A 20,811-nucleotide genomic window follows, 5' to 3' on the forward strand; every position below is an offset into this window, starting at 1 on the left:
GTCAGGACCAGTCCTCTTCCCGGCAGGTGGCGCCGGGCAGCTCCGCCAGCCAGGGCAGCGCCGAGCGGTGCCAGATCTGCGCCTGCGGCCGCAGCTCCGCGCGCTGGCGGCAGGTGCCCACGCGCACGCTGTAGACCCTGGGCTCCGGCTCCTCCGACGTCGCGTAGAGTGGGGAGCCGCAATCCCCGCAGAAGGCCTGCTGGCGGCGCCGGCCGCTCTCGGCGGTCTTGACGTAGATCCTGGGCTCACCCGAGAGCAGGCGGAAGCCGCCCGGCGGGGTCAGCGCGACGGTGCGGAAGGCGCTGCCGGACAGCGTCTGGCAATCCGTGCAGTGGCACACCATCACGCGGTCGGACGCGATCTCGGCCTCGTAGGTGATGCGCCCGCAATGGCATGCGCCGTCGATCCGCATCACCCGCCCTTGACGCCGCCCTGGGTCAGGCCGGTCACGATCTGCTTCTGCGCGATCAGAGTCAGCACCAGCACGGGCAGCGTGACCAGCAGCGCCGCGGCCGAGAGCGGGCCCCAGGAGATCTGCTCGAAGGTCAGCATGTTGTTGACGGCGACCGGCAGCGTCCGCGTCTCGCGCCCCGCCAGCACCATGGCGAAGACGAAGTTGTTCCAGGAGAAGATGAAGGCGAGGATCGTGGCGACCGTGATCCCGGGCCGCGCGAGCGGCATGGCGACATGGCGGAAGGCCTGCCAGATCGTCGCGCCGTCCACCAGCGCGGCTTCCTCGAGCTCGCCGGGCAGCCCCTCGAAGAAGCCCATCATGATCCAGACCACGATGGGCACCGTGATGACGAGGTGGGTGATGACGATCGGCACCAGCGTGCCCGTCAGCTCCAGCCACTGGAACAGCAGGAACAGCGGGATGAGGTAGGACAGGCCGGGCGTGATGCGCGCAAGGAGGATGACGACGGCCGCCTTGGTCGCCTTCATCTTGGCGATGCCGTAGCCCGCAGGCACGCCGAACAGGATCGCGAGCCCCGTCGCACTGAAGGACACAATGATGGAGTTGATGGCGTATTGCAGGAAGTTGTTGCGCTCGAACACCGCGACGAAGTTGTCGAGGATCGGCGGGTCCGGGATGAAGACCGGCGGATAGGCCGTGTTGTCGAGCTCGTTCTTCAGCGACAGCGACAGCATCCAGAGGAACACCAGCGCCGCCGGCGAGACCAGCACGATCACACCGAAGCCGAAGCCGATGTCGGCGATGAGCTTCTTCGCCTTGCGCATCAGATCGCCTTCGCCCGCGCCCGCGTCCACAGCAGCAGCGAGGCCAGCGCAATGATGATGATGAAGAACACCACCACCACGGCGCTGGCGTAGCCCATGTTGTAGTAGGCGAAGCCCTGGAGGTAGAGGAAGATGTTGATTGTCTCGCTGGCCGTGCCCGGCCCGCCCTGGGTGATGACGTAGATCGTGTCGAAGGCCTTCAGCGCGTCGATGGTGCGGATCACCAGCGCGACCACCAGGAAGGGTGCGAGCAGCGGCAGGGTGATGTGCCAGAAGGCCTGGAAGGGCGTCGCACCGTCGATCTTCGCGGCCTCGTAGGGATCGACCGGCAGCGACGCCAGGCCGCCCAGCAGGATCAGCATCACCAGCGGCGTCCAGTGCCAGACCTCGACCATCACCAGCGTCGGGATGACGGTGTCGGCGTCGTAGACCCAGGAGCTCGGCGGCAGGCCGACCGAGGTCAGGATCCAGTTCAGCACGCCGAGCTGCGGGTGGAACATCATGGTCCAGACAAGCGCGACGGCGACCGGGGTCGCCATCATCGGCAGGATGAAGACCGTGCGCGCCAGGCCGCGCAGCGGGAACTTACGATGGAAGGCCAGCGCGGCGAGCAGCCCGAGGACCATCGGGAAGACCACCGCGAGGACGGTGTAGTACATCGTCCGCCAGATCGCGTTCAGGAAGCGCTCGTCCGTGAAGAGCTTCTGGTAGTTCGCGAAGCCCACCCAGCTGTGCCCGCCGCCGAGCTTCCACTCATGGACGGACATGTAGAGCGTGAAGGTCCAGGGGAAGAGGATGGTCGCCAGCACGACCACCGCGCAGGGCACGACGAACCACCAGTAGTGGCGGGCGTAGTTGCGGCGCCGGGTGGTGCCCGCCGCCGCGATCGGTGCCGTGTCGGTCAGTCCGGATGGCATGGCGTGGCCTCGTGTCCGGTAGAAGCGTCGGTCATCGCAGCCCCCACCGCATCCAGCCTAAGCCGGTGGCGGCTCATGCCGCCACCGCTTCGACGCCGCGGCCGTGCCGCGGCCCCCCGCAAGCGGAGGAGGGGAAAAGCAACTCAGGTCGCGCGCTCGGACTGCTCGAGCACGGGCTTGAAGGCCTCGGTCGCCTTGCGGAGCTCGCTCGCGACATCGGCGCCGCCGATCGTGTTGGTCAGCGCGATGCCCATGGTGTCGCGGAACTCCGTGACCGGCACGATCTCCGGCAGGCCCGGGCGGCCGATGCGCTGGCTTTCCAGCACGCACTGGAACCACTCGGTGCCGAAGCGGCTGCCCTGCATCGCCGACGCATCGGTGTAGAGCGCGTCGCGCGGCGGCGTGCCGCCGCCGGCGGCCAGCAGGCGCTGCATCATCGTCTTGCTCGTCGCCCACTGCGCATACAGGTAGGCCGGGCCCTGCTTGCGGCTGTTGGCCGCGATGCCCACGCCATCCCCGAAGATCGCGCTGTGATGCGCCTTCGGCCCGCGCGGCGTCGCGCCGAAGCCGACGGAGGTCGCCACCCGGGACCGCCCGGGCTCCAGTAGCGGCAGCGCGAAGCCGACGCCGTCGAGCCACATGCCGACCGTGCCCTGCATGAAACTGGTCTGGCACTCGTTCCAGTTGAAGCCGACGACGCCGGGCGGGGCGGTCTCGCGCAGGAGCGTCTTATACATCTCGCCGGCCCAGATGGCGTTGTCGTTGTCGGTGAGCAGCCGGCCCTGGGCGTCCACCGTCTCCTGGTCCTGGCCGAGCAGCCAGGACGTCCAGACCGGGACATTGGCGTTGCGGAGCCCGCGGCCCACGAAGCCGAAGCGGTTGCGCCCGCGATCGGTCAGCGCGCGCGCGGCGGTCACCAGGTCGTTCATCGTCGCGGGATAGGCCAGGCCCCTCTCGCGGAACATGTCCTTGTTCCAGTAGAGGATCCAGAAGTCGATGTTCAGCGGCAGGCTGTCGATCCGGCCATCGGCCTGCGTGACATAGCGCTTGCCGCCTTCGGAGATGCCGGCCCAGTCGTAGTCCGGCGCGGTCAGGTTCGCATCGGCCAGCATCGGGCGGAGGTCGGTCAGCCAGCGGCCGCGCGCGACGAGGCGCTTCTGCACATGCAGCGCGATCGTCACCACGTCGAAGGACGGCCGGCCGGAGGCGAATTCGATCGCGACCTTCTGGCGGTGCTGCTGTTCCGGGATGGCCTCGGAGCCGACGCGGATGCCGGTGAGCTCCTCAAACTCGCGGTGGTAGCGCTCCAGCACGTCGCTGCGCGGGGACTTGGTCAGGCTGACCTCGATCCGCTCGCCAGCGAAGCGGCGCCAGCCGAAGGCGGACTGGGCGTTGGCGTCCCGCACGAGGGGCGGGGCGGCCAGCGCGGCGACGCCGGCCAGGAGCGCGCCGCGGCGCGTGAAGTTGTTCATGAGCTTTCCTCCCCTGCCCCGTCCGGGCGCGGATGGCATGCTTTGCCGAAACGCAGGCGGTTCGCAAGCCTTGCGCGCTGGTGTGAAGGCCCCCTCCCCCTTCCCCGCCGCCGCGATGCCGCTAGGCTGGTGCCGAAGCCGGGGGAGGAACCGATGGGCGCGCTGCCGGAAGACCTGGACAAGGGCGTCTTCGCATGCCGGGCGATGACGCCCGACGGACCCTCGGTCTTCGCGCTGCAGGGCGGCGCGGCCTTCGACATGACGCCGGCCTTCGGCACCTGCGCGGCCTGGCTGAACGCCGAGGACCCCGTCGCGGCGATCCGCCGCCAGGGCGTGCCGGCGACGCTCGACGTCGCGGCCGCGCTGGCCAATGCGCACCACGCCGCGCGCGACGCGTCCCGGCCCTGGCTGCTGGCGCCCGTGGACCTGCAGGTCATCAAGGCCGCCGGCGTGACCTATGTGCGGTCCATGCTGGAACGCGTGATCGAGGAACGCTGCCGCGGCGACGCGTCCCAGGCCGAGGCCGTGCGCGCCGAGGTCCGCTCGATCATCGGCGACGACCTGGCGAACCTCGTCCCCGGCAGCCCGCAGGCCGCGAAGGTGAAGGAGGCGCTGGTCGCCAAGGGCTGGTGGAGCCAGTACCTCGAGGTCGGCATCGGCCCGGACGCGGAGGTCTTCACCAAGGCCCCGGTGCTGTCGGCCGTCGGCACCGGCGCCAAGGTCGGCGTCCACCCCATGAGCCACTGGTCGAACCCCGAGCCCGAGGCGGTGATGGTGGTGAACGCGCGCGGGAAGATCCTCGGCGCGACGCTCGGCAACGACGTGAACCTCCGCGACGTCGAGGGCCGCAGCGCCCTGCTGCTCGGCCGCGCCAAGGACAACAACGCGTCCTGCGCGCTGGGCCCGCTGATCCGGCTCTTCGACGAGGGCTTCACGCTGGAGGACGTGCGCCGCGCCGAGCTGCGCGTGACGATCACGGGCAAGGACGGGTTCGAGCTGGATGAGCGCGGCCTGGTCGGCGCCATCGCGCGCGATCCCGCCGATGTCGTGGGCCAGATGATCGGCGCCCACCACCAGTATCCCGATGGCGCGGTGCTGTTCCTCGGCACGCCCTTCTCCCCGGCCAAGGACCGTGGCGCGCCGGGGATGGGCTTCACACACAAGGAGGGCGACGTGGTGCGGATCGCCAGCGCGCGGCTCGGCGCGCTGGCAAACGAGGTGGACCGCACCGACGAATGCCCGCCCTGGACCTTGGGCATCGGCGCGCTGATGGCGAACTTGGCCCGTCGCGGCTTGCCGCGCTGATGGATCGAGGCTTGCCGCGCTGATGGACACGCGGCTTGCCGCGGCGGCGGAGGAGACCGGGCGGCTCGAAGGGCGCCTGGCCTATGCCCGGCTCCCCGGCCGGGCGCCCGGCATCGTCTTCCTGCCGGGCTTCCGGTCCGACATGCAGGGGTCGAAGGCGCTGGCGCTGCGCGAGCATTGCCTGGCCACGGGCCGCGCGCTGCTGCGCTTCGACTATTCAGGCCACGGCGCAAGCGCCGGCGATTTCGAGGACGGCACCATCGGCCAATGGGCCGACGACGCCATCGCCGCCTTCGACGCGCTGACGGACGGGCCGCAGATCCTGGTGGGATCCTCCATGGGCGGCTGGATCGCGCTGCTGCTGGCGAAGGCGCGCCTCGGCCGCATCGCCGGCCTCGTCGGCATCGCGCCGGCGCCCGACTTCACGGAGACGCTGCTCTGGCCCGCGCTCGATCCCGCGCAGCGCGCCGAGATCATGGAGCACGGCGTGCTGCGCATCCCGAGCCAGTATGGCGATCCCACGCCGATCACGCGCAAGCTGATCGAGGACGGAAAGACGCGCAACGTGCTGGATGCGCAGATCCCGCTGCGCGCGCCGGTCCGCATCCTGCAGGGGATGCGCGACCCCGACGTGCCCTGGCGTCACGCGCTGCGGGTCGTGGACGCGATCGCGGGCGACGATGTCCGCCTGCACCTGATCAAGGACGGCGACCACCGGCTCTCGCGGCCGGAGGACCTGGCGCTGCTGGTGCAGATGGTGGAGGGCCTCGCCGCGCCGCTCAGCGCGTGACGCTCTCCGCCAGGATCTGCCGCAGGCCCTCGCGATAGGTCGGGTAGCGCCAGGCGATGCCGAGCTCGCGCTTTGTCGCGTCGTTGGTCACGCGCCTGTTCTCCGCCCAGAAGGACAGCGCCATCGGCGACATGCGCAGCCGCGCGACATGGAAGGGCAGCTGTTCCGGCGGCGCGACGCCGAGCAGCTCCGCGGCTTCGGCGACGACGTCGGCGCTCGGCGCGGGCTCGTCGTCCACGAGGTGGAGGACGCGCACGCGCCCCGGCGGCCGCTGCGCCGCGGCGACCACGGCGAGCGCGATGTCGTCGCGGTGGATGCGGCTGAAGGCATGGCCGGGCTTCATCACGCGGCGTGCGGTTCCCGACCGCACCTCCTCGATCGCGCTGCGGCCGGGACCGTAGATCCCGCCGACCCGGAGGAGGTCGAGCGCGGCGCGGCGCGCGCCGGCGACCTTGCGCCAGGCTTCCTCGGCCTCGAGCCGGCGGAAGGACCGGTCCTGGATCGGCGCGGGCAGGGTCGATTCGTCCACCATCGCCCCGCCGCGGTCGCCGTAGACGCCGGTCGTCGAGAGATACCCGATCCAGCGCAGCGCCGGCGCGGCGGCGATTGCCTCCCCGTAGGTGGCCAGCACGGGGTCGCCCTGCTCGCCCGGCGCGGCGGTCACCACCAGGTGGGTGGCGTCGCGGATCGCGTCGCCGGCCTCGTCGAAGCTCAGCACGACGACGCCCTCGGGCGGCCGCGCCCGGGACGGGTCGCGCGCGGTGCCGCTGACCGCGAAGCCGGCCTCCCGCGCCTCCGCCGCGATCGCCGTGCCGCTGTAGCCGAGGCCGGCCACCACCATCCGCCTGTCCATGCGGGCAGGGTGGCATTTCCGGCCCCGAAGGGGGAAGCGCCGCGAACTGGCGCCGGCGCGGCGGGCGGGGCTATAGCGGCGCGATGCGACCCACAAGCCCGCTGCTGCTGGGCGCCTTCGCCGCCGTGGCGCTCGCCGCGCTGGCGGGCGGCGCCTGGCTGGCCTTCGGCCCCAGCCCGCTCGAGATCGAGGCGGAGGAGGCCCTGCCCCTGCCGCCCGAGCCGCCGCGGCTTGCCGACGGTCCCGAGATGGAGCGCTGCCTCGGCATGCTGCGCGGCGATCCCGAGGGCGCGCGGGAATTCGCCCAGCGCTGGGCCGAGGCGGAGGGCGGCGAAGGCGCGGCGCAATGCGGCGCGCTGGCGCTGCTCGCGCTCGGCGAGCCCGCGCCGGCGGCGGAGCGGCTGGAGCGGCTCGGCGTCGCGTCCCGCGCCGGCCCCGCGGCGCGGGCGGCGGTGTTCACCCAGGCCGCGCAGGCCTGGATCATGGCGGGCGAGATGAACCGGGCCTTCGCCGCGGCGACACTCGCGCTGACGCTGACGCCGGACGACACCGACGTGCTGGTGGACCGCGCCGTGGCGCTGGGTTCACTCGGGCGCTTCGCGGAGGCGGTGGCGGACCTGGACCGCGCGCTGCGGATGGACCCGACGCGGGCCGATGCACTGGTCTTCCGCGCCGCGGCCTGGCGGCACCTCGATCGCGCGGAGGCCGCGCGGCGCGACGTGGAACGCGCGCTGGAGATCACGCCCGACAGCCCGGAAGCGTTGCTGGAGCGGGGCATCCTGCGCCAGCTCGCCGGCGACACCGAAGGCGCACGGATGGACTGGGAACGCGCCGTGGAACTCGCGCCGAATTCGGCGACGGCGGACCTGGCGTTGCAGAACCTGGCGCTGAACGAGGCCGGTCCCTCGCGGCGGTGACGCCGGGCTGCGTCGATCAGAAATCGAGGTCGGCGTAATGCGCGGGCGGGCTGAGGCCGCTGATGCGGTCCGTCAGCAGGCCCCGGAAGGAAGGGCGCGACTTGATGCGGGCGTACCAGTCCTTGGCGGCGTCGTTCATCGACCAGTCCACGTCGCCGATGTAGTCGAGCGCCGAGAGATGCGCCGCCGCGGCGAGGTCGGCGACGGACAGCGTCGCGCCGGCCAGCCAGGCCCGCGTCTCGGCCAGCCAGCCGATGTAGTCGAGATGCGGCTTGATGTTGGCGTAGCCCGCGCGCAGCGCCGTGGCATCCGCGCTGCCCTGCCCGAGCAGGCGCTTCATCTGCTTCTCGTGCAGCAGGTTGCGCGTGACCTCGAGGTAGAACTTCTGGTCGAACCAGGCGACGAGGCGGCGGACCTCCGCGCGCTCGGCCAGCGTGCGGCCGAGCAGCGGGCCGTCGGGATAGGCCTCGTCGAGGTATTCGCAGATCGCGCCGCTGTCGGCGACCACCAGGCCGTTCGCGTCCTGCAGGACCGGCACGGCGCAGGCCGGATTCATGGCGACGAATTCATCGCGCCGTTCCCAGACCCGCTCCACCCGCAGGTCAAAGGGGATCCGCTTCTCGGCCAGGGCAAGCCTGACCTTCCGCGAGAAGGGCGAGAGAGGGAGGTGGTAGAGAATCCGCATGGACAAGGCGCGACTCCGAGCCTCCTCCCTATGGCACGCGCAAGCCGTGCGGCCAACGGGGAGGAAGCGTTGTCGCTAACCCGTCAGCGGAGTCGCCGCTACTCCGCCGCGACCGCCGGAATGTCCTCGACCGGCTTCGGCAGGTACTTCGCGTAGTCTTTCGGGACGACATGCCAGAAGTGCTGCCGCTCGGCCTCCCAGTTGTTCAGCAGGCGGGCGGCGAAGGGGCTGCCCGTCTCCTTCACGTGGCGGCCGACATGGTCCTTCAGCACGTCCTCCCAATGCGCGCTGCCGCCGAGGCGCTTCCACAGCAGCGTCTCGGGGTTCAGCCGCTTCTCGAAGGTGTCATCGGCGTCGTGGACGAAGGCCATGCCGCCGGTGAAGCCGGCGCCGAAATTGTCGCCGACCGCGCCCAGGATCACGACGCAACCACCAGTCATATATTCGCAGCCATTGGCGCCGCAGCCCTCGACCACGGCGAGCGCCCCGGAGTTGCGGACGGCGAAGCGCTCCCCGGCCTGTCCGGCGGCGAAGAGCGCCCCGCCGGTCGCGCCGTAGAGCACGGTGTTGCCAATGATGGTGTTCTCGTTCCACACGAGCTTGGACGACGGCGCCGGCCGGACGACGATGGTGCCGCCCGACAGGCCCTTGCCGACATAATCGTTGGCGTCGCCGAAGACCTCGAGCTTCAGGCCCCGCACGGCGAAGGCGCCGAGCGACTGGCCGGCGGAGCCGCGCAGACGCACGGTGAGGTGCCCGCGCTGCAGCCCGTTCATCCCGAACTTGCGCACGATCTTCGAGCTGATCTTCGTCCCGATCGCGCGATGGGTGTTCCGGATGTTGTAGGCGAGCTGCATCTTCTCGCCGCGCTGGAACAGCGCCGCGGCGTCGCGGATCATGTCGGCGTCCAGCGTCTCCGGCACCTCGTTGCGGCCTTCCATGTCGCAATACGAGGAATGGGGGCCGGCATCGGCCTTCACCAGCAGCGGGTTGAGGTCGAGGTCGTCCAGGTCCTCCGACCCGCGCGACACCTGGCGCAGCAGGTCGGTCCGCCCGATCACGTCGGTCAGCTTGCGGAAGCCGAGCGAGGCCAGGATCTCCCGCACTTCCTCCGCGACGAAGGAGAAGAGGTTGATCACCTTCTCGGGGCTGCCCACGAACTTGGCGCGCAGAGCCTCGTCCTGCGTGCAGACGCCGACGGGGCAGGTGTTGGAGTGGCACTGGCGGACCATGATGCAGCCCATCGCGACGAGGCTCGCCGTCCCGATGCCGAATTCCTCGGCGCCGAGCATCGCGGCGATGACGACGTCGCGGCCGGTCTTGATGCCGCCGTCCGTGCGCAGCCGCACGCGATGGCGCAGCCGGTTGAGCTGCAGCACCTGGTGCGTCTCCGACAGCCCCATCTCCCAGGGCAGGCCGGCATACTTGATGGAAGACACCGGCGAGGCACCGGTGCCGCCGGAATGGCCGGAGATCAGGATCGCGTCGGCTTTGGCCTTGGCCACCCCCGCCGCGATCGTGCCGATGCCCGACCGCGCCACGAGCTTCACGCAGACCGTCGCATCGGGGTTGATCTGCTTGAGGTCGTAGATGAGCTGCGCGAGGTCCTCGATCGAGTAGATGTCGTGGTGCGGCGGTGGCGAGATCAGCATCACGCCGGGCGTGGAGTGCCGGAGCTTCGCGATGAGCTCCGTCACCTTGAAGCCGGGGAGCTGCCCGCCCTCGCCGGGCTTCGCGCCCTGCGCGACCTTGATCTCGATCTCGCGGCAGTTGTTGAGGTATTCCGCGGTCACGCCGAAGCGGCCCGAGGCGATCTGCTTGATCGCGGAGTTCGCGTTGTCGCCGTTCGGCCGCGGCCGCGCGCGGGCGGCATCCTCGCCGCCCTCGCCGCTGTCGGACCGCGCGCCGATGCGGTTCATCGCGATGGAGAGCGTCTCATGCGCCTCCGGACTCAGGGCACCGAGCGAGATGCCGGGCGCCACCAGGCGCTTGCGGATCTCGGTGATGCTCTCGACTTCCTCGATCGCGACGGGCTTGGCGCCTTCCGTGCGGAAATCCAGGAGGTCGCGCAGCGCCACGGGCGGCAGCTTCCGCACGCCTTCGGAGTAGCGCTTGAAGGTGGCGTAGCTGTCGGTGTCCACGGCCTTCTGCAGCGTGTGGATCAGGCTCCCGTCGAACGCATGGTTCTCGCCAGCCCGGCGCAGCTTGTAGAGGCCGCCGACGGGCAGCGTCACCACATCCTGGTCCCAGGCCTTGGCGTGCAGCGCCAGCACGCGGCGCGCGATGCCGGACAGGCCGATGCCGGAGATCCGCGACGCGACGCCCGGGAAGAACTCCGCGACCAGCGCGCGGGAGAGGCCGATCGCCTCGAAGTTCATGCCGCCGCGATAGCTCGACAGCACGCCGATGCCCATCTTGGACATGATCTTCAGCAGGCCCTTGTCCACCGCCTTCTTGTAGCGGGCGACGCAGTCCTTGAGCGAAAGGTTCCCGAACAGCCCGCGCCGGTGGCGGTCCGCGATGCTCTCCTGCGCGAGATAGGCGTTCACCGTCGTCGCACCCGCGCCGATCAGGACCGCGATATAGTGCACGTCGATCGCCTCGGCGCAGCGCACGTTCAGGCTGGTGAAGGTGCGCAGCGAGCTTTTGACGAGGTGCGTGTGCACGCCGCCGACGGCCAGGATCATCGGGATCGCGGCGCGTTCCGGCCCCTGGTTCTCATCGCTGAGAATGACGTGGGTGCAGCCGCTGCGCACGCCGTCCTCGGCCTCGCGGCGGATGCGCTCGATGTGGCGGCGCAGCCCCTGCTCGCCCTCGGCGACCGGGAAGGTCGCGTCAACGACGCAGGCGGTGTCGCCCATATACGCGCGCATCGCGGCGAACTCCGCGTTGGACAGCACGGGGCTGTCCAGCATGAGCATGTCGCACTGCGTGGGATCCTCGTCGAGGATATTTCCGAGGTTGCCGAGGCGCGTCTTGATCGTCATCACCCGCGTCTCGCGCAGGCTGTCGATCGGCGGGTTCGTCACCTGGCTGAAGGACTGGCGGAAATAGTGGTGGATGCCGCGGTACTGGCCGGACAGCACGGCGATCGGCGTGTCGTCGCCCATACTGCCCGTCGCTTCCGCGGCGTCCTCCGCCATCGGGTGCAGGATCGTCTCGAGCTCCTCGAGCGTGTAGCCCACGGCGAGCTGGCGGCGGCGCAGCGCCTCGCCGGTGTATTCGGCCTGCTCGTCGGCGCCGGCCTTCACGATGCCGTCGATGCGGGTGGTGCGCTTCGTCCACTCGCCGAAGGGCTTGCGGGCGGAGAGCATGTCCTTGAGCTCGGCGTCGGCGTAGAAGCGACCCGTCGCGAGCTCCACGGCGATGCACTGGCCCGGGCCGACGCGGCCCTTCTGGACAATCTGGTCCTCCGCGACCTTCACCATGCCGGTCTCGGAGCCCACGATCAGCAGCCCGTCGGCCGTCACGCTGTAGCGCATCGGGCGCAGGCCGTTTCGGTCGAGCCCGCCGATCACCCACTGCCCATCGGTCGCGCAGATCGCCGCCGGCCCGTCCCAGGGCTCCATCACCGCGTTGCAGTAGAGGAAGAGGTCGCGATGCGCCTCCGGCATGGTCGCATTGTTGCCGAGGCTCTCCGGGATCAGCATCGCCTTGGCCATCGGCGCGTCGCGGCCGCCGCGGACCAGCAGCTCGAAGACATTGTCGAGCGTCGCGGTGTCGGAACCGCCAGCCTGCACCACGGGCTTGATGTCGTCCATGAAGGGATCGAGCAGCCGGTGGGAGAGCCGCGTTTCGTGGCTCTTCATCCAGTTGGCGTTGCCGTGCAGCGTGTTGATCTCGCCGTTATGGGCGAGCGTGCGGAAGGGCTGCGCCAGGCGCCAGGTCGGGAAGGTGTTGGTGGAGTAGCGCTGGTGGTAGATCGCGAAGCGGCTGACGAAGCGCTCGTCCAGCAGGTCCGGGTAGAACTCGGTCAGGCTCTCCGCCAGGAACATGCCCTTGTAGATGATGGACCGGCAGGACAGCGAGCAGAGGTAGAGCTCCGGGATCTGCGCGGCGATCGCCTGCTTCTCGATCCGGCGGCGGATGACATAGAGGTCGCGCTCGCAGCTCGCCTCGTCGCGAAGCTCGGGGTCCCAGATCAGGATCTGCTCGATCTCGGGGCGGGTCGCATTCGCCTTCTCGCCGATGCAGGAGACGTCGATCGGGACCTGGCGCCAGGAATAGATGGCGTAGCCCGCGTTCAGCACCTCGGTCTCGACGATCTGGCGGCAGCGCTCCTGCGCGCCGAGGTCGGACTTCGGCAGGAAGACCATGCCGACGCCGATCAGGCCTGGGCGCACCTTGTCGCCGCCGCGCTCCACGACCTCTGCGAAGAAGTCGCGGGGGATCTCGATGTGGATGCCGGCGCCGTCGCCGGTCTTGCCGTCGGCGTCCACCGCGCCGCGGTGCCAGACCGCCTTCAGCGCGTCGATGCCGGCCTGGACGACCTTGCGGCTGGGCTTGCCGTTCAGCGCGGCGACCAGGCCGACGCCGCAGGCGTCGTGCTCGGTCGTGTCGATATGGGCGGCCGTCGCGAGGAGGTCGCGGTTGGCTGCGTAGGTCGCGGCGAAGGCGGTTCCGTTCTCGTGGGTCATGGCGCTCACTCCGCGGCCACGGCCAGCGTGCTGGCCTTCTGCTGGATGTAGCTGTGCATCTGGTCGGCCGCGTCGCGCCCGTCGCGGATCGCCCAGACGACCAGGCTCGCGCCGCGCACGATGTCGCCCGCGGCGAAGACGCCGGGAAGCTCGGTCATCATGGTGCGATGGTTCACCTTCAGCGTGCCCCATTTCGTCACAGGCAGCGCGGGTTCGTCGAAGGCCTTGGGCAGGTCCTCGGGATCGAAGCCGAGTGCCGTGATCACCAGGTCCGCAGGCAGCTCGAAGCGGCTGTTCTCGACCTTCGTGACCTGCTGGCGGCCCGTCGCGTCGGGCAGGCCGAGATGCATGCGGTGCGCGACCACGGCCGTGACCCGGTCGTCACCCCTGAAGGCATCGGGCGCGGCGAGCCATTCGAAGCGCACGCCCTCCTCCTCGGCGTTGTAGACCTCGCGCATCGAGCCCGGCATGTTCGCCTTGTCGCGGCGATAGAGACAGGTGACGGAGGCCGCGCCCTGCCGCACGGCGGTGCGCACGCAGTCCATCGCGGTGTCGCCGCCGCCAATGACCACGACATGCTTGCCCTCGGCATCGAGCGTGCCGGCGTCGAACGCCGCGACGGCCTCGCCGAGGCCCTTGCGGTTGGACGCCGTCAGGTAGTCCAGCGCGGGGACAATACCAGCGAGCCCGATGCCCGGCGCCGACATGTCGCGCGCCTTGTAGACGCCGGTGCCGATCAGCACGGCGTCATGCTTCGCGCGGAGCTGCGCGAGCGTGACGTCCGTGCCGACCTGGACATTGAGGTGGAAGCGGATCCCGCCCTCCTCGAACTGCTTCCAGCGGCGCAGGACGACGTCCTTCTCCAGCTTGAAGTTCGGAATGCCATAGATCATCAGACCGCCGGCGCGATCGTAGCGGTCGTAGACATGCACCTGGTAGCCGCGCAGCCGCAGCTTCTCCGCCGCGGCCAGGCCCGCGGGGCCGGCGCCGATGATGCCGACGGACTGCGCCAACTCGCGCGAGGGCTTCGGCGGCTTGACCCAGCCCTTCTCCCACGCCGTGTCGGTGATGAACTTCTCGACCGAGCCGATGGTGACGCTGCCGAAGCCCTTCTCGATGACGCAATTGCCCTCGCAGAGGCGGTCCTGGGGGCAGATGCGGCCGCAGATCTCGGGGAAGGTGTTGGTGGCGGCGGAGACCTCATAGGCCTCCTCGAGCCTTCCCTCGGCGGTCAGCTTCAGCCAGTCCGGGATGTTGTTGCCGAGCGGGCAATGGACCGAGCAGAAGGGTACGCCGCATTGCGAGCAGCGGCTGGCCTGGTCCTTCGCGCCGTCCGCCGAGAACTCCCGGTAAATCTCGTCGAAATCGGTGCGCCGGGTGGTCGCCTCGCGCTTCTCGGGCATGCGCTGGTCGAGGCGCACGAATTGCAGCATCCGGTCGGCCATGGCGGCGGCACTCTCTCGTCCCGAGGCGCGCGCATGGGCGCGCGAGTGGGGTGGGAGGGGCCGCATACAGCATCAGTCGCGACGATGCGAGTCCGTTTCGCACGATTTGGACAAACGCACTGACCTTTTTGCGGCGACCAGGCAGGCTCCCGGCCGATGGCACTCGATTGGCGCGGACAAAAAGGACCGCTTTGGACCCTTCAGGTCTGCTCCCGCCTTCCGCCACCCGGGCGGAACCGCTTGAGATACGCGGGGACCACCGCTTCCACGGCCTTGGGCGTGATGCCGAAGGCAGCGAAGCCGGGCGCGCCCTCCGCCACGACGTTGTCCCGATCCAGCAGCAGGAGTTGGTCGAGGGTCACGGGCGGCTTCGGCAGGCGCTGCAGCAGCCCCGCCTGGAAGCGCATCAGGCCGGGCGGCATGTCGATCATCGGCCTGCGCCGGCGCGTGGTGTCCAGGATGAAGCGCAGCACTTCCCGCATGGTCATCGCCCGCGGACCGCCGAGTTCGAAGGTCTTTCCCCGGGCCGATGGGTCCGCGATCGCCGCGGCGACCGCATCGGCGACGTCGCCGACATAGACAGGCTGAAACCTGGTCCCGCCCGAGACCACCGGCATGAACGGCAGCCGGGCCATGGCGGCAAAGCGGTTGAAGAAGTCGTCCTCCGGCCCGAAGACGACGGAGGGGCGGAGGATCGTCGCTTCGGGAAAGGCCTCCCGCACGCCCGCCTCGCCGGCCGCCTTGGACCGGGCATAGAGGCTCGGGGACGACGGGTCGGCGCCGATGGCCGAGAGATGGACGAAGGCCCGGGCCCCGGCCGCCTTGGCCGCACGGGCGACGGCACCCGGCGCCTCGCCCTGGATGCGGTCGAAGTCGCCGAGGCGGCGCTCATACAGGATGCCGACCAGGTTCACCGCGACTTCCGCCCCTTCCACGGCGCGGGCGACGGCGGCGGGCTCGGTGACGGGGGCGGCGAGCGGCACGATCTGCCCCACCCGCCCCTGCGTCTGCAGGAAGCGCGCGCCGGCGGGGTCGCGCACCGCGACACGGACGATGTAGTCCTGGGCGGCCAGGCGCTGGACGACGTAGCGCCCGATGAAGCCAGAGCCGCCGAACACCGTCGCGATCTTGCGCTCCGCCACGCCACGCATGCCGAGACCCCCGGGGATTGCGGGCCGGACCATATGGGGGGCGGGCGGGCGCGCCAAGCCGGGCCTGGCGGGGCTGGCCCCGCGGGCGGCCTGCCGTCATACAGGCGCCCGGAATCCCGGGGTGCCCATGCAACTGCTTTCGAACCTTCTGCGCCGCTTCGTGCGCAACGGCAGCCTGACCGTCATCGACCACGCCGGCACCAGCCACCGCTTCGGCAGCGGCCAGGACGGCCCCGCGGTCACCATCCGTCTGACCGACAAGGCCGTCGAGCGCGAGATCTTCCTCAACCCCGAGCTCAAGGCCGCCGAGGCCTATATGGATGGGCGCCTGGTCATGGAGGGCGGCCAGCCCGTCTTCGACCTGCTCTACCTCTTTTCCGTCAACCGCTCCGGTCTCGCGGCGCATCCCGTGCAGGCGGCGCTGCGCCGGGGCTGGCGGTCGGTGCGGCGCTGGCAGCAGCGCAACCCGCTGGGCCTCGCGGCGAAGAACATCCGCCACCACTACGACATCCCGCCCGATTTCTACCGGACCTGGCTGGACGAGACGATGACCTACTCCTGCGCCTACTACCCGACGTCGGAGACGTCGCTGCACGACGCGCAGCTCGCCAAGCTCCGGCACATCGCGGCGAAGCTTCGCCTGGAGCCTGGCATGACGGTCGCGGAGATCGGCTCGGGCTGGGGCGCGCTCGGCACCTTCCTCGCGCGGAACTACGGGGTGAAGGTGGTCTCCGTCACGCTCTCGCCGGAGCAGTGCGGCATCGCCAGGCAGCGCGCGGTGGAGGAGGGCGTGACCGGCCTCGTTGAATTCCGCGAGCTCGACTACCGCCTGCTGGAAGGCACCTATGACCGCGTCGTCTCCATCGCGATGATGGAGGCGATCGGCATCGACGAATTCGACACCTATTTTCGCAAGATCAAGGCGCTCACGAAGCCAGGGGGGTTTGCCCTGGTGCATTGCATCGGGCGGATGTCGCCCCCGGGGACGACCGCGCCCTTCATCCGTAAATACATCTTCCCCGGCGGCTACGTCCCCGCGATGTCGGAGGTCTTCGCCTCGCTCGAGCGCACCGGCACCTGGTGCGCGGACTGCGAGATGCTGCGCCTGCACTACTACTGGACCATCCGCGACTGGCGCCGGAACTTCGACGCGGTGCGCGACCAGGCCGTGGCGAAGCTCGGCGAGCGCTTCGCGCGGATGTGGGACTTCTACCTCGCGTCCGTGGAGCTCGGCTTCCTCAACGGCTCGAACTTCGTCTTCCAAATCCTGGTCTCGGCGCAGCGCGACGACGTGCCGGTGATCCGCGACTACATCGTGGACGAGGAGCGGCGGCTGAACGCGATCGGGGCGCGGTAGGCCGCGCCCGGCCGCTCATCCCCGGCGCAGCGCCAGCAGCCCCGCATTCTCGGCCTCGGACAGATACTCGCCCCGCCGGTACAGCAGGCCATACTTGAAAAATTGGTACAGCGGTCGCCGCGAAGGCGCCGCTGCTGAGCATGGGCATGCCGCGCAGCTCCGTCGCGACGGCCTCGCCATAGGTCGAGGCGTAGCCGTGCCGGATCATGTCCTCGATCCGCGCGGCGGCCTGTAAGTGGTGCCGGTAGGACGCGTCGAGCCACGGGCCCGCGGCCACCCGGCCATCCCGGGCGACCGCGTCGAAGAAGGCCTCGAGGCCGACTGCGTCCTGGACCCAGGTGTCGGCATCAAGCCAGGCATAGGCGCCGTAGCCCGGGAAAAGCGATGGCAGGTAGGGCCGGCAGATCTGCGCCGTGGCGTAGCGCGGCAGCGTCATCCGGCCGGGGAAGGCATAGGCGCCCGAGGCGTCGACGACGCCATCCCGGCTTTCTCGCCGCCAAGCCGACGGCGGCACCCCGGCTTGACGCCCGGCCGGCGCACCCCTAAACGCCGGGGCCTCGCGCACCTGCCCAGGTGGCGGAATTGGTAGACGCGCTGGCTTCAGGTGCCAGTGACCGCAAGGTCGTGAAGGTTCGAGTCCTTTCCTGGGCACCACTCGCTTTCCGGCGAGTATTCTGAAGGGGGGCGCCAGGGATGAGCGAAACCCTCTTCACCCAAGGCGCCATGATCAGGCTCCACAAGCACGACCTGCCCGCCGATGTCAGCTTCGGCGATGCCGTGGCCATCGACACCGAGACGATGGGGCTCGATCACCGACGCGACCGGCTCTGCCTGGTGCAGCTCTCGGCCGGCGACGGGACCGCGCATTGCGTGCAGATCATCCCGCCCTCGCTCGGTGGCCGCGGGGCGGATTGCCCGAACCTCAAGCGCCTGCTGGAGGACCCGTCGGTCCTCAAGATCTTCCACTTCGCGCGTTTCGACCTCGCCGCGCTCCGCCAGGCGCTCGGCGTGACCGTTGCGCCGGTGGCCTGCACGAAGATCGCGTCGAAGCTCGTGCGCACCTACACCGACCGGCATGGCCTCAAGGACCTGCTGAAGGACCTCGTCGGCGTCGAGATCTCCAAGCAGCAGCAATCCAGCGATTGGGGTGCGCCCGACCTGACGCCGGAGCAACTGGCCTACGCCGCCTCCGACGTGCTGCACCTGCACGCGCTCTGGGCCAAGCTCAAGGCGCTGCTGGAACGCGAAGGGCGGCTTGGCCTCGCGGAGGCCTGCTTCGGCTTCCTGCCGACCCGCGCCCGGCTCGACCTGCTGGGCTACGAGGACCCGGACCTCTTCCATCACTGACGGGCCGCGACGCCGGCGCCAACGCGGACGTCAAGTGCCGTTTTCGGCGGCAGGCCTCGGCTTGGCACATTTCTTGTCGGATCGCAGTCTCACGTTGACCCCCGGGGGGCGCAGCCCCATACAGGGCAGGTGAAGACACCCCCACCTGCCTCGCGAAGCGGCAACGCCGCGGCGGCTTCGGCCCCGCGGCTGCCGGCGAGCCGGCTGCCGCCGCCCTCGCGCCGCCGAGTCGCGCCGAGCCCCGGGCAGCTTGCCCGCCGGCGGCTCCTGGTGGCCTTCGCCAAGCGCGCGCTGCCGTTGCTCGCCGTCGGGCTGCTCGCCGTCATGGCGCTCTGGCCCGAGATCGAGAGCAACGCCGAGCGTGGCCGCGTTGCGTTCCGCCGGGTGGCCGAGGTCCGCCCCGATGCGCTTCATGTGGTGGAGCCTCGCTATCAGGGCGTGGACGAGCAGAATCGGCCCTTCACGGTGACCGCCACCTCGGCCGTCCAGCAGGGCCAGGCCGAGATTGTGCAGCTGCTGGCGCCGCGCGCCGACATCACGCTGACCGATGGCGGCTGGGTCTATCTGGAGGCCGATCGCGGCCGCTACGCCAAGCCCGAGGAGCGGCTGGACCTGGCGGGGCGCGTGACCGTGCATCACGACGACGGCACGCAGTTCGTCACGGAATCCGCGACGCTCGACCTGCACGGCGGCAACGCCGCCGGCGACGTCCCGGTCGCGGCGCAGGGCCCCTTCGGCACGCTCACCGCCGATGCCGGCTTCCGGCTGCAGGACCGCGGCCAGGTCGTGCAGTTCCTCGGCAATTCCCGGGTCGTGCTGGAAAGCGCGCAGACCTCGGGGAACGGGCCGGAGGGCGGGGAATGAGGCGCGCGGCGCTCGTCGCCCTGTCGCTCGCCGCCCTGGCCCCCCTTGGCCGGCCCGCGGCGCAGAGCCTCGACCTCACCCAGGGCGGGCCGATCGAGATCACCTCCCGCGACGGGATCGAATGGCGCCAGGCCGACCAGGTCGTGATAGCGCGGGGCGACGCGCGCGCGGTGCGCGAAGGCGTGGCCGTGGACGCAGACCGGCTGATCGCGCGCTACCGCCCGCGCGGCGGCACGCCGGGGGCGGCGCCGCAGCCGCCCGCCGGCGCCAGCCCCGCCTCCTCCTCGGAGATCTGGCGGCTCGAGGCGGAGGGCCGGGTCCGCATCAACTCGGCGACCGAGCGCGCCACCGGGGAGCGCGCGGTCTACGACATGGACCAGGCGGTGATGGTGCTTTCCGGCAACGGCCTCGCGCTGGAGACGCCGGACCAGCGCATCACCGCCCGCGACAGCCTGGAATACTGGCCGCAGCGGCGCATGGCGGTCGCGCGCGGCGGCGCGGTGGTGACCACGACCGACAACCGCCGCGTCTCCGCCGACACGCTGGTCGCCTATTTCCTGGAGGACGAGCCGCGCGCGACCCAGGCCGCGGCCCCGGCGCAGCCCCGCGCGGGCGGAACGCCGGTCGCGAGCCCGCCCGGCCCCGCGGGCCTGCCCGCCGCCGGCGAGGGCAGCAAGGTCGATCGCGTCGAGGCCTTCGGCAATGTCGAGATCCGCACCCAGGAAGAGGTCGTCCGCGGCGACCGTGGCGTCTATTCCCCGCAGACCGGCCAGGCCCGGCTGATCGGCAATGTCCGCATCACCCGCGGCGACAACCAGCTCAACGGTCAGGAAGCCATCGTGGATCTGAAAAGCGGCATCTCCCGCCTGGTCTCGGCGCCCGGCAGCCGCGTGCAGGGGCTGATCGTCCCGCAGGAGAGCCAGCCGAACCAGGTCCAGCTGCCCGGCGCCACGCCCTCGGCGCAGCAGCCGCGCGCCGCGCAGCCCCCCGCCCGCACCGCCCAGCCCGGGACGCCGCGATGAGCCCGCCCGACGCATCGCGGGAGGCCGGCCGGGAGGCTGGCCGCGAGAACGCGCCCGGCCTCCGGCTCGCCCGCGAGAATGCGGGGCTGGTCGCAACCGGCCTCGGCAAGCGCTACCGCAAGCGGCCGGTGGTGCGGAACGTCTCGGTCAACCTCCGCCGCGGCGAGGCGGTGGGGCTGCTCGGCCCGAACGGCGCGGGCAAGACCACCACCTTCTACATGATCACCGGCCTGGTGCAGCCCGACGAGGGCACCGTCACCATGGACGGGCACGACGTCACCTGGCTTCCGATGTACCGCCGCGCGCGGCTCGGGCTGGGCTACCTGCCGCAGGAGGCTTCGATCTTCCGCGGCCTGTCGGTGGAGGACAACATCCGCGCCGCGCTCGAGGTCATCGAGCCCATCCGCACCCGCCGCGAGCAGATGCTGGACGCGCTGCTGGCCGAATTCGGCATCGCGCATCTCCGCCGCGCCCCGGCGCTGGCGCTGTCCGGCGGCGAGCGGCGGCGCTGCGAGATCGCGCGCGCGCTGGCGACGCAGCCCGCCTACATCCTGCTGGACGAGCCGCTGGCCGGCATCGATCCCATCGCCGTCGGCGAGATCCGCGACCTGGTCAAGCATCTGAAGGACCGCGGCATCGGCGTGCTGATCACGGACCACAATGTCCGCGAGACGCTGGAGATCATCGACCGCGCCTACATCCTGCATGACGGCCAGGTGCTGATGGAGGGCAGCCCGCGCGACATCGTCGAGCATGAGGGCGTCCGCCGAGTCTACTTGGGCGAAAGATTCAGCCTCTAGGGCTGGGCAC

Annotated in this window: 17 protein-coding genes and 1 tRNA gene; 9 read left to right on the top strand and 9 right to left on the bottom strand. The window is 70.6% G+C overall.

Translation table 11 applies throughout. The annotated features are described in order from the left end of the window. Position 1: 1 nt before the first annotated feature. The 4 genes from ACLF3M_RS28900 to ACLF3M_RS28915 all read right to left on the bottom strand — a co-directional run bounded on the left by ACLF3M_RS28900 (position 2) and on the right by ACLF3M_RS28915 (position 3,628). Positions 2–412, bottom strand: coding sequence for a GFA family protein (locus ACLF3M_RS28900; RefSeq protein ID WP_430660472.1), 411 nt, complete (start codon positions 410–412; stop codon positions 2–4). Then, on the bottom strand, positions 412–1,239 hold the full coding sequence (locus ACLF3M_RS28905; RefSeq protein ID WP_430660473.1) for a carbohydrate ABC transporter permease: 828 nt from the start codon (positions 1,237–1,239) through the stop codon (positions 412–414). Before ACLF3M_RS28905 ends, ACLF3M_RS28900 begins: the two co-directional genes overlap by 1 nt. Then, positions 1,239–2,156 carry a carbohydrate ABC transporter permease gene (locus ACLF3M_RS28910; protein WP_430660474.1) on the bottom strand — a complete coding sequence of 306 codons (918 nt, stop codon included), beginning with the start codon at positions 2,154–2,156 and terminating at the stop codon, positions 1,239–1,241. The genes ACLF3M_RS28905 and ACLF3M_RS28910 overlap by 1 nt, the downstream gene beginning before the upstream one ends. A gap of 143 nt (positions 2,157–2,299) precedes the next feature. Then, on the bottom strand, positions 2,300–3,628 hold the full coding sequence (locus ACLF3M_RS28915; RefSeq protein WP_430660475.1) for an ABC transporter substrate-binding protein: 1,329 nt from the start codon (positions 3,626–3,628) through the stop codon (positions 2,300–2,302). 153 nt (positions 3,629–3,781) lie between these two features. Between ACLF3M_RS28915 and ACLF3M_RS28920 the strand changes: the two genes are divergently transcribed. Both ACLF3M_RS28920 and ACLF3M_RS28925 read left to right on the top strand, forming a co-directional pair. After that, positions 3,782–4,933 carry a fumarylacetoacetate hydrolase family protein gene (locus tag ACLF3M_RS28920; protein WP_430660476.1) on the top strand — a complete coding sequence of 384 codons (1,152 nt, stop codon included), beginning with the start codon at positions 3,782–3,784 and terminating at the stop codon, positions 4,931–4,933. A 22-nt stretch (positions 4,934–4,955) separates the two neighbouring features. Then, positions 4,956–5,723: an alpha/beta hydrolase gene (locus tag ACLF3M_RS28925; RefSeq protein ID WP_430660477.1), complete on the top strand. Its 768-nt coding sequence runs from the start codon at positions 4,956–4,958 to the stop codon at positions 5,721–5,723. On the opposite strand, the gene ACLF3M_RS28930 is transcribed toward ACLF3M_RS28925, so the two are convergent. Then, positions 5,713–6,576 carry an SDR family oxidoreductase gene (locus ACLF3M_RS28930; RefSeq protein ID WP_430660478.1) on the bottom strand — a complete coding sequence of 288 codons (864 nt, stop codon included), beginning with the start codon at positions 6,574–6,576 and terminating at the stop codon, positions 5,713–5,715. The genes ACLF3M_RS28925 and ACLF3M_RS28930 overlap by 11 nt on opposite strands. A gap of 83 nt (positions 6,577–6,659) precedes the next feature. Between ACLF3M_RS28930 and ACLF3M_RS28935 the strand changes: the two genes are divergently transcribed. Beyond that, the gene (locus tag ACLF3M_RS28935; RefSeq protein WP_430660479.1) at positions 6,660–7,493 is read left to right on the top strand and encodes a tetratricopeptide repeat protein; all 834 of its coding nucleotides are present in this window, start codon (positions 6,660–6,662) and stop codon (positions 7,491–7,493) included. A 16-nt stretch (positions 7,494–7,509) separates the two neighbouring features. On the opposite strand, the gene ACLF3M_RS28940 is transcribed toward ACLF3M_RS28935, so the two are convergent. The 4 genes from ACLF3M_RS28940 to ACLF3M_RS28955 form a co-directional block, all read right to left on the bottom strand. Beyond that, the gene (locus ACLF3M_RS28940) at positions 7,510–8,178 is read right to left on the bottom strand and encodes a glutathione S-transferase family protein (RefSeq protein WP_430660501.1); all 669 of its coding nucleotides are present in this window, start codon (positions 8,176–8,178) and stop codon (positions 7,510–7,512) included. A gap of 98 nt (positions 8,179–8,276) precedes the next feature. Beyond that, positions 8,277–12,815, bottom strand: a complete 4,539-nt coding sequence (gene gltB, locus ACLF3M_RS28945) for a glutamate synthase large subunit (RefSeq protein ID WP_430660480.1) — start codon at positions 12,813–12,815, stop codon at positions 8,277–8,279. 5 nt (positions 12,816–12,820) lie between these two features. Beyond that, on the bottom strand, positions 12,821–14,260 hold the full coding sequence (locus ACLF3M_RS28950) for an NAD(P)-dependent oxidoreductase (RefSeq protein WP_430660481.1): 1,440 nt from the start codon (positions 14,258–14,260) through the stop codon (positions 12,821–12,823). 200 nt (positions 14,261–14,460) lie between these two features. Continuing rightward, positions 14,461–15,411, bottom strand: coding sequence for a complex I NDUFA9 subunit family protein (locus tag ACLF3M_RS28955; protein WP_430660482.1), 951 nt, complete (start codon positions 15,409–15,411; stop codon positions 14,461–14,463). A gap of 127 nt (positions 15,412–15,538) precedes the next feature. Here ACLF3M_RS28955 and ACLF3M_RS28960 point away from each other — a divergent pair, with 127 nt between their 5' ends. From ACLF3M_RS28960 to lptB, 6 genes are all read left to right on the top strand, one after another. Beyond that, positions 15,539–16,768, top strand: coding sequence for a class I SAM-dependent methyltransferase (locus tag ACLF3M_RS28960; protein ID WP_430660483.1), 1,230 nt, complete (start codon positions 15,539–15,541; stop codon positions 16,766–16,768). Between the two features lie 567 nt (positions 16,769–17,335). Next, positions 17,336–17,422: transfer RNA gene (locus tag ACLF3M_RS28965), tRNA-Leu, on the top strand. Positions 17,423–17,461: 39 nt separating this feature from the next. Then, positions 17,462–18,115: a ribonuclease D gene (locus ACLF3M_RS28970; RefSeq protein ID WP_430660484.1), complete on the top strand. Its 654-nt coding sequence runs from the start codon at positions 17,462–17,464 to the stop codon at positions 18,113–18,115. Between the two features lie 270 nt (positions 18,116–18,385). Continuing rightward, a complete protein-coding gene (gene lptC, locus ACLF3M_RS28975; protein ID WP_430660485.1) occupies positions 18,386–18,979 on the top strand; it encodes an LPS export ABC transporter periplasmic protein LptC in 594 nt (197 codons plus the stop codon). Further along, on the top strand, positions 18,976–20,001 hold the full coding sequence (locus ACLF3M_RS28980; RefSeq protein ID WP_430660486.1) for an LptA/OstA family protein: 1,026 nt from the start codon (positions 18,976–18,978) through the stop codon (positions 19,999–20,001). Before lptC ends, ACLF3M_RS28980 begins: the two co-directional genes overlap by 4 nt. Continuing rightward, the gene (lptB, locus tag ACLF3M_RS28985; RefSeq protein ID WP_430660487.1) at positions 19,998–20,801 is read left to right on the top strand and encodes an LPS export ABC transporter ATP-binding protein; all 804 of its coding nucleotides are present in this window, start codon (positions 19,998–20,000) and stop codon (positions 20,799–20,801) included. The genes ACLF3M_RS28980 and lptB overlap by 4 nt, the downstream gene beginning before the upstream one ends. Positions 20,802–20,811 lie beyond the last annotated feature (10 nt).

Origin of the sequence: Falsiroseomonas sp. HW251 (assembly GCF_050563545.1) — a bacterium.
GTDB lineage: Bacteria > Pseudomonadota > Alphaproteobacteria > Acetobacterales > Acetobacteraceae > Falsiroseomonas.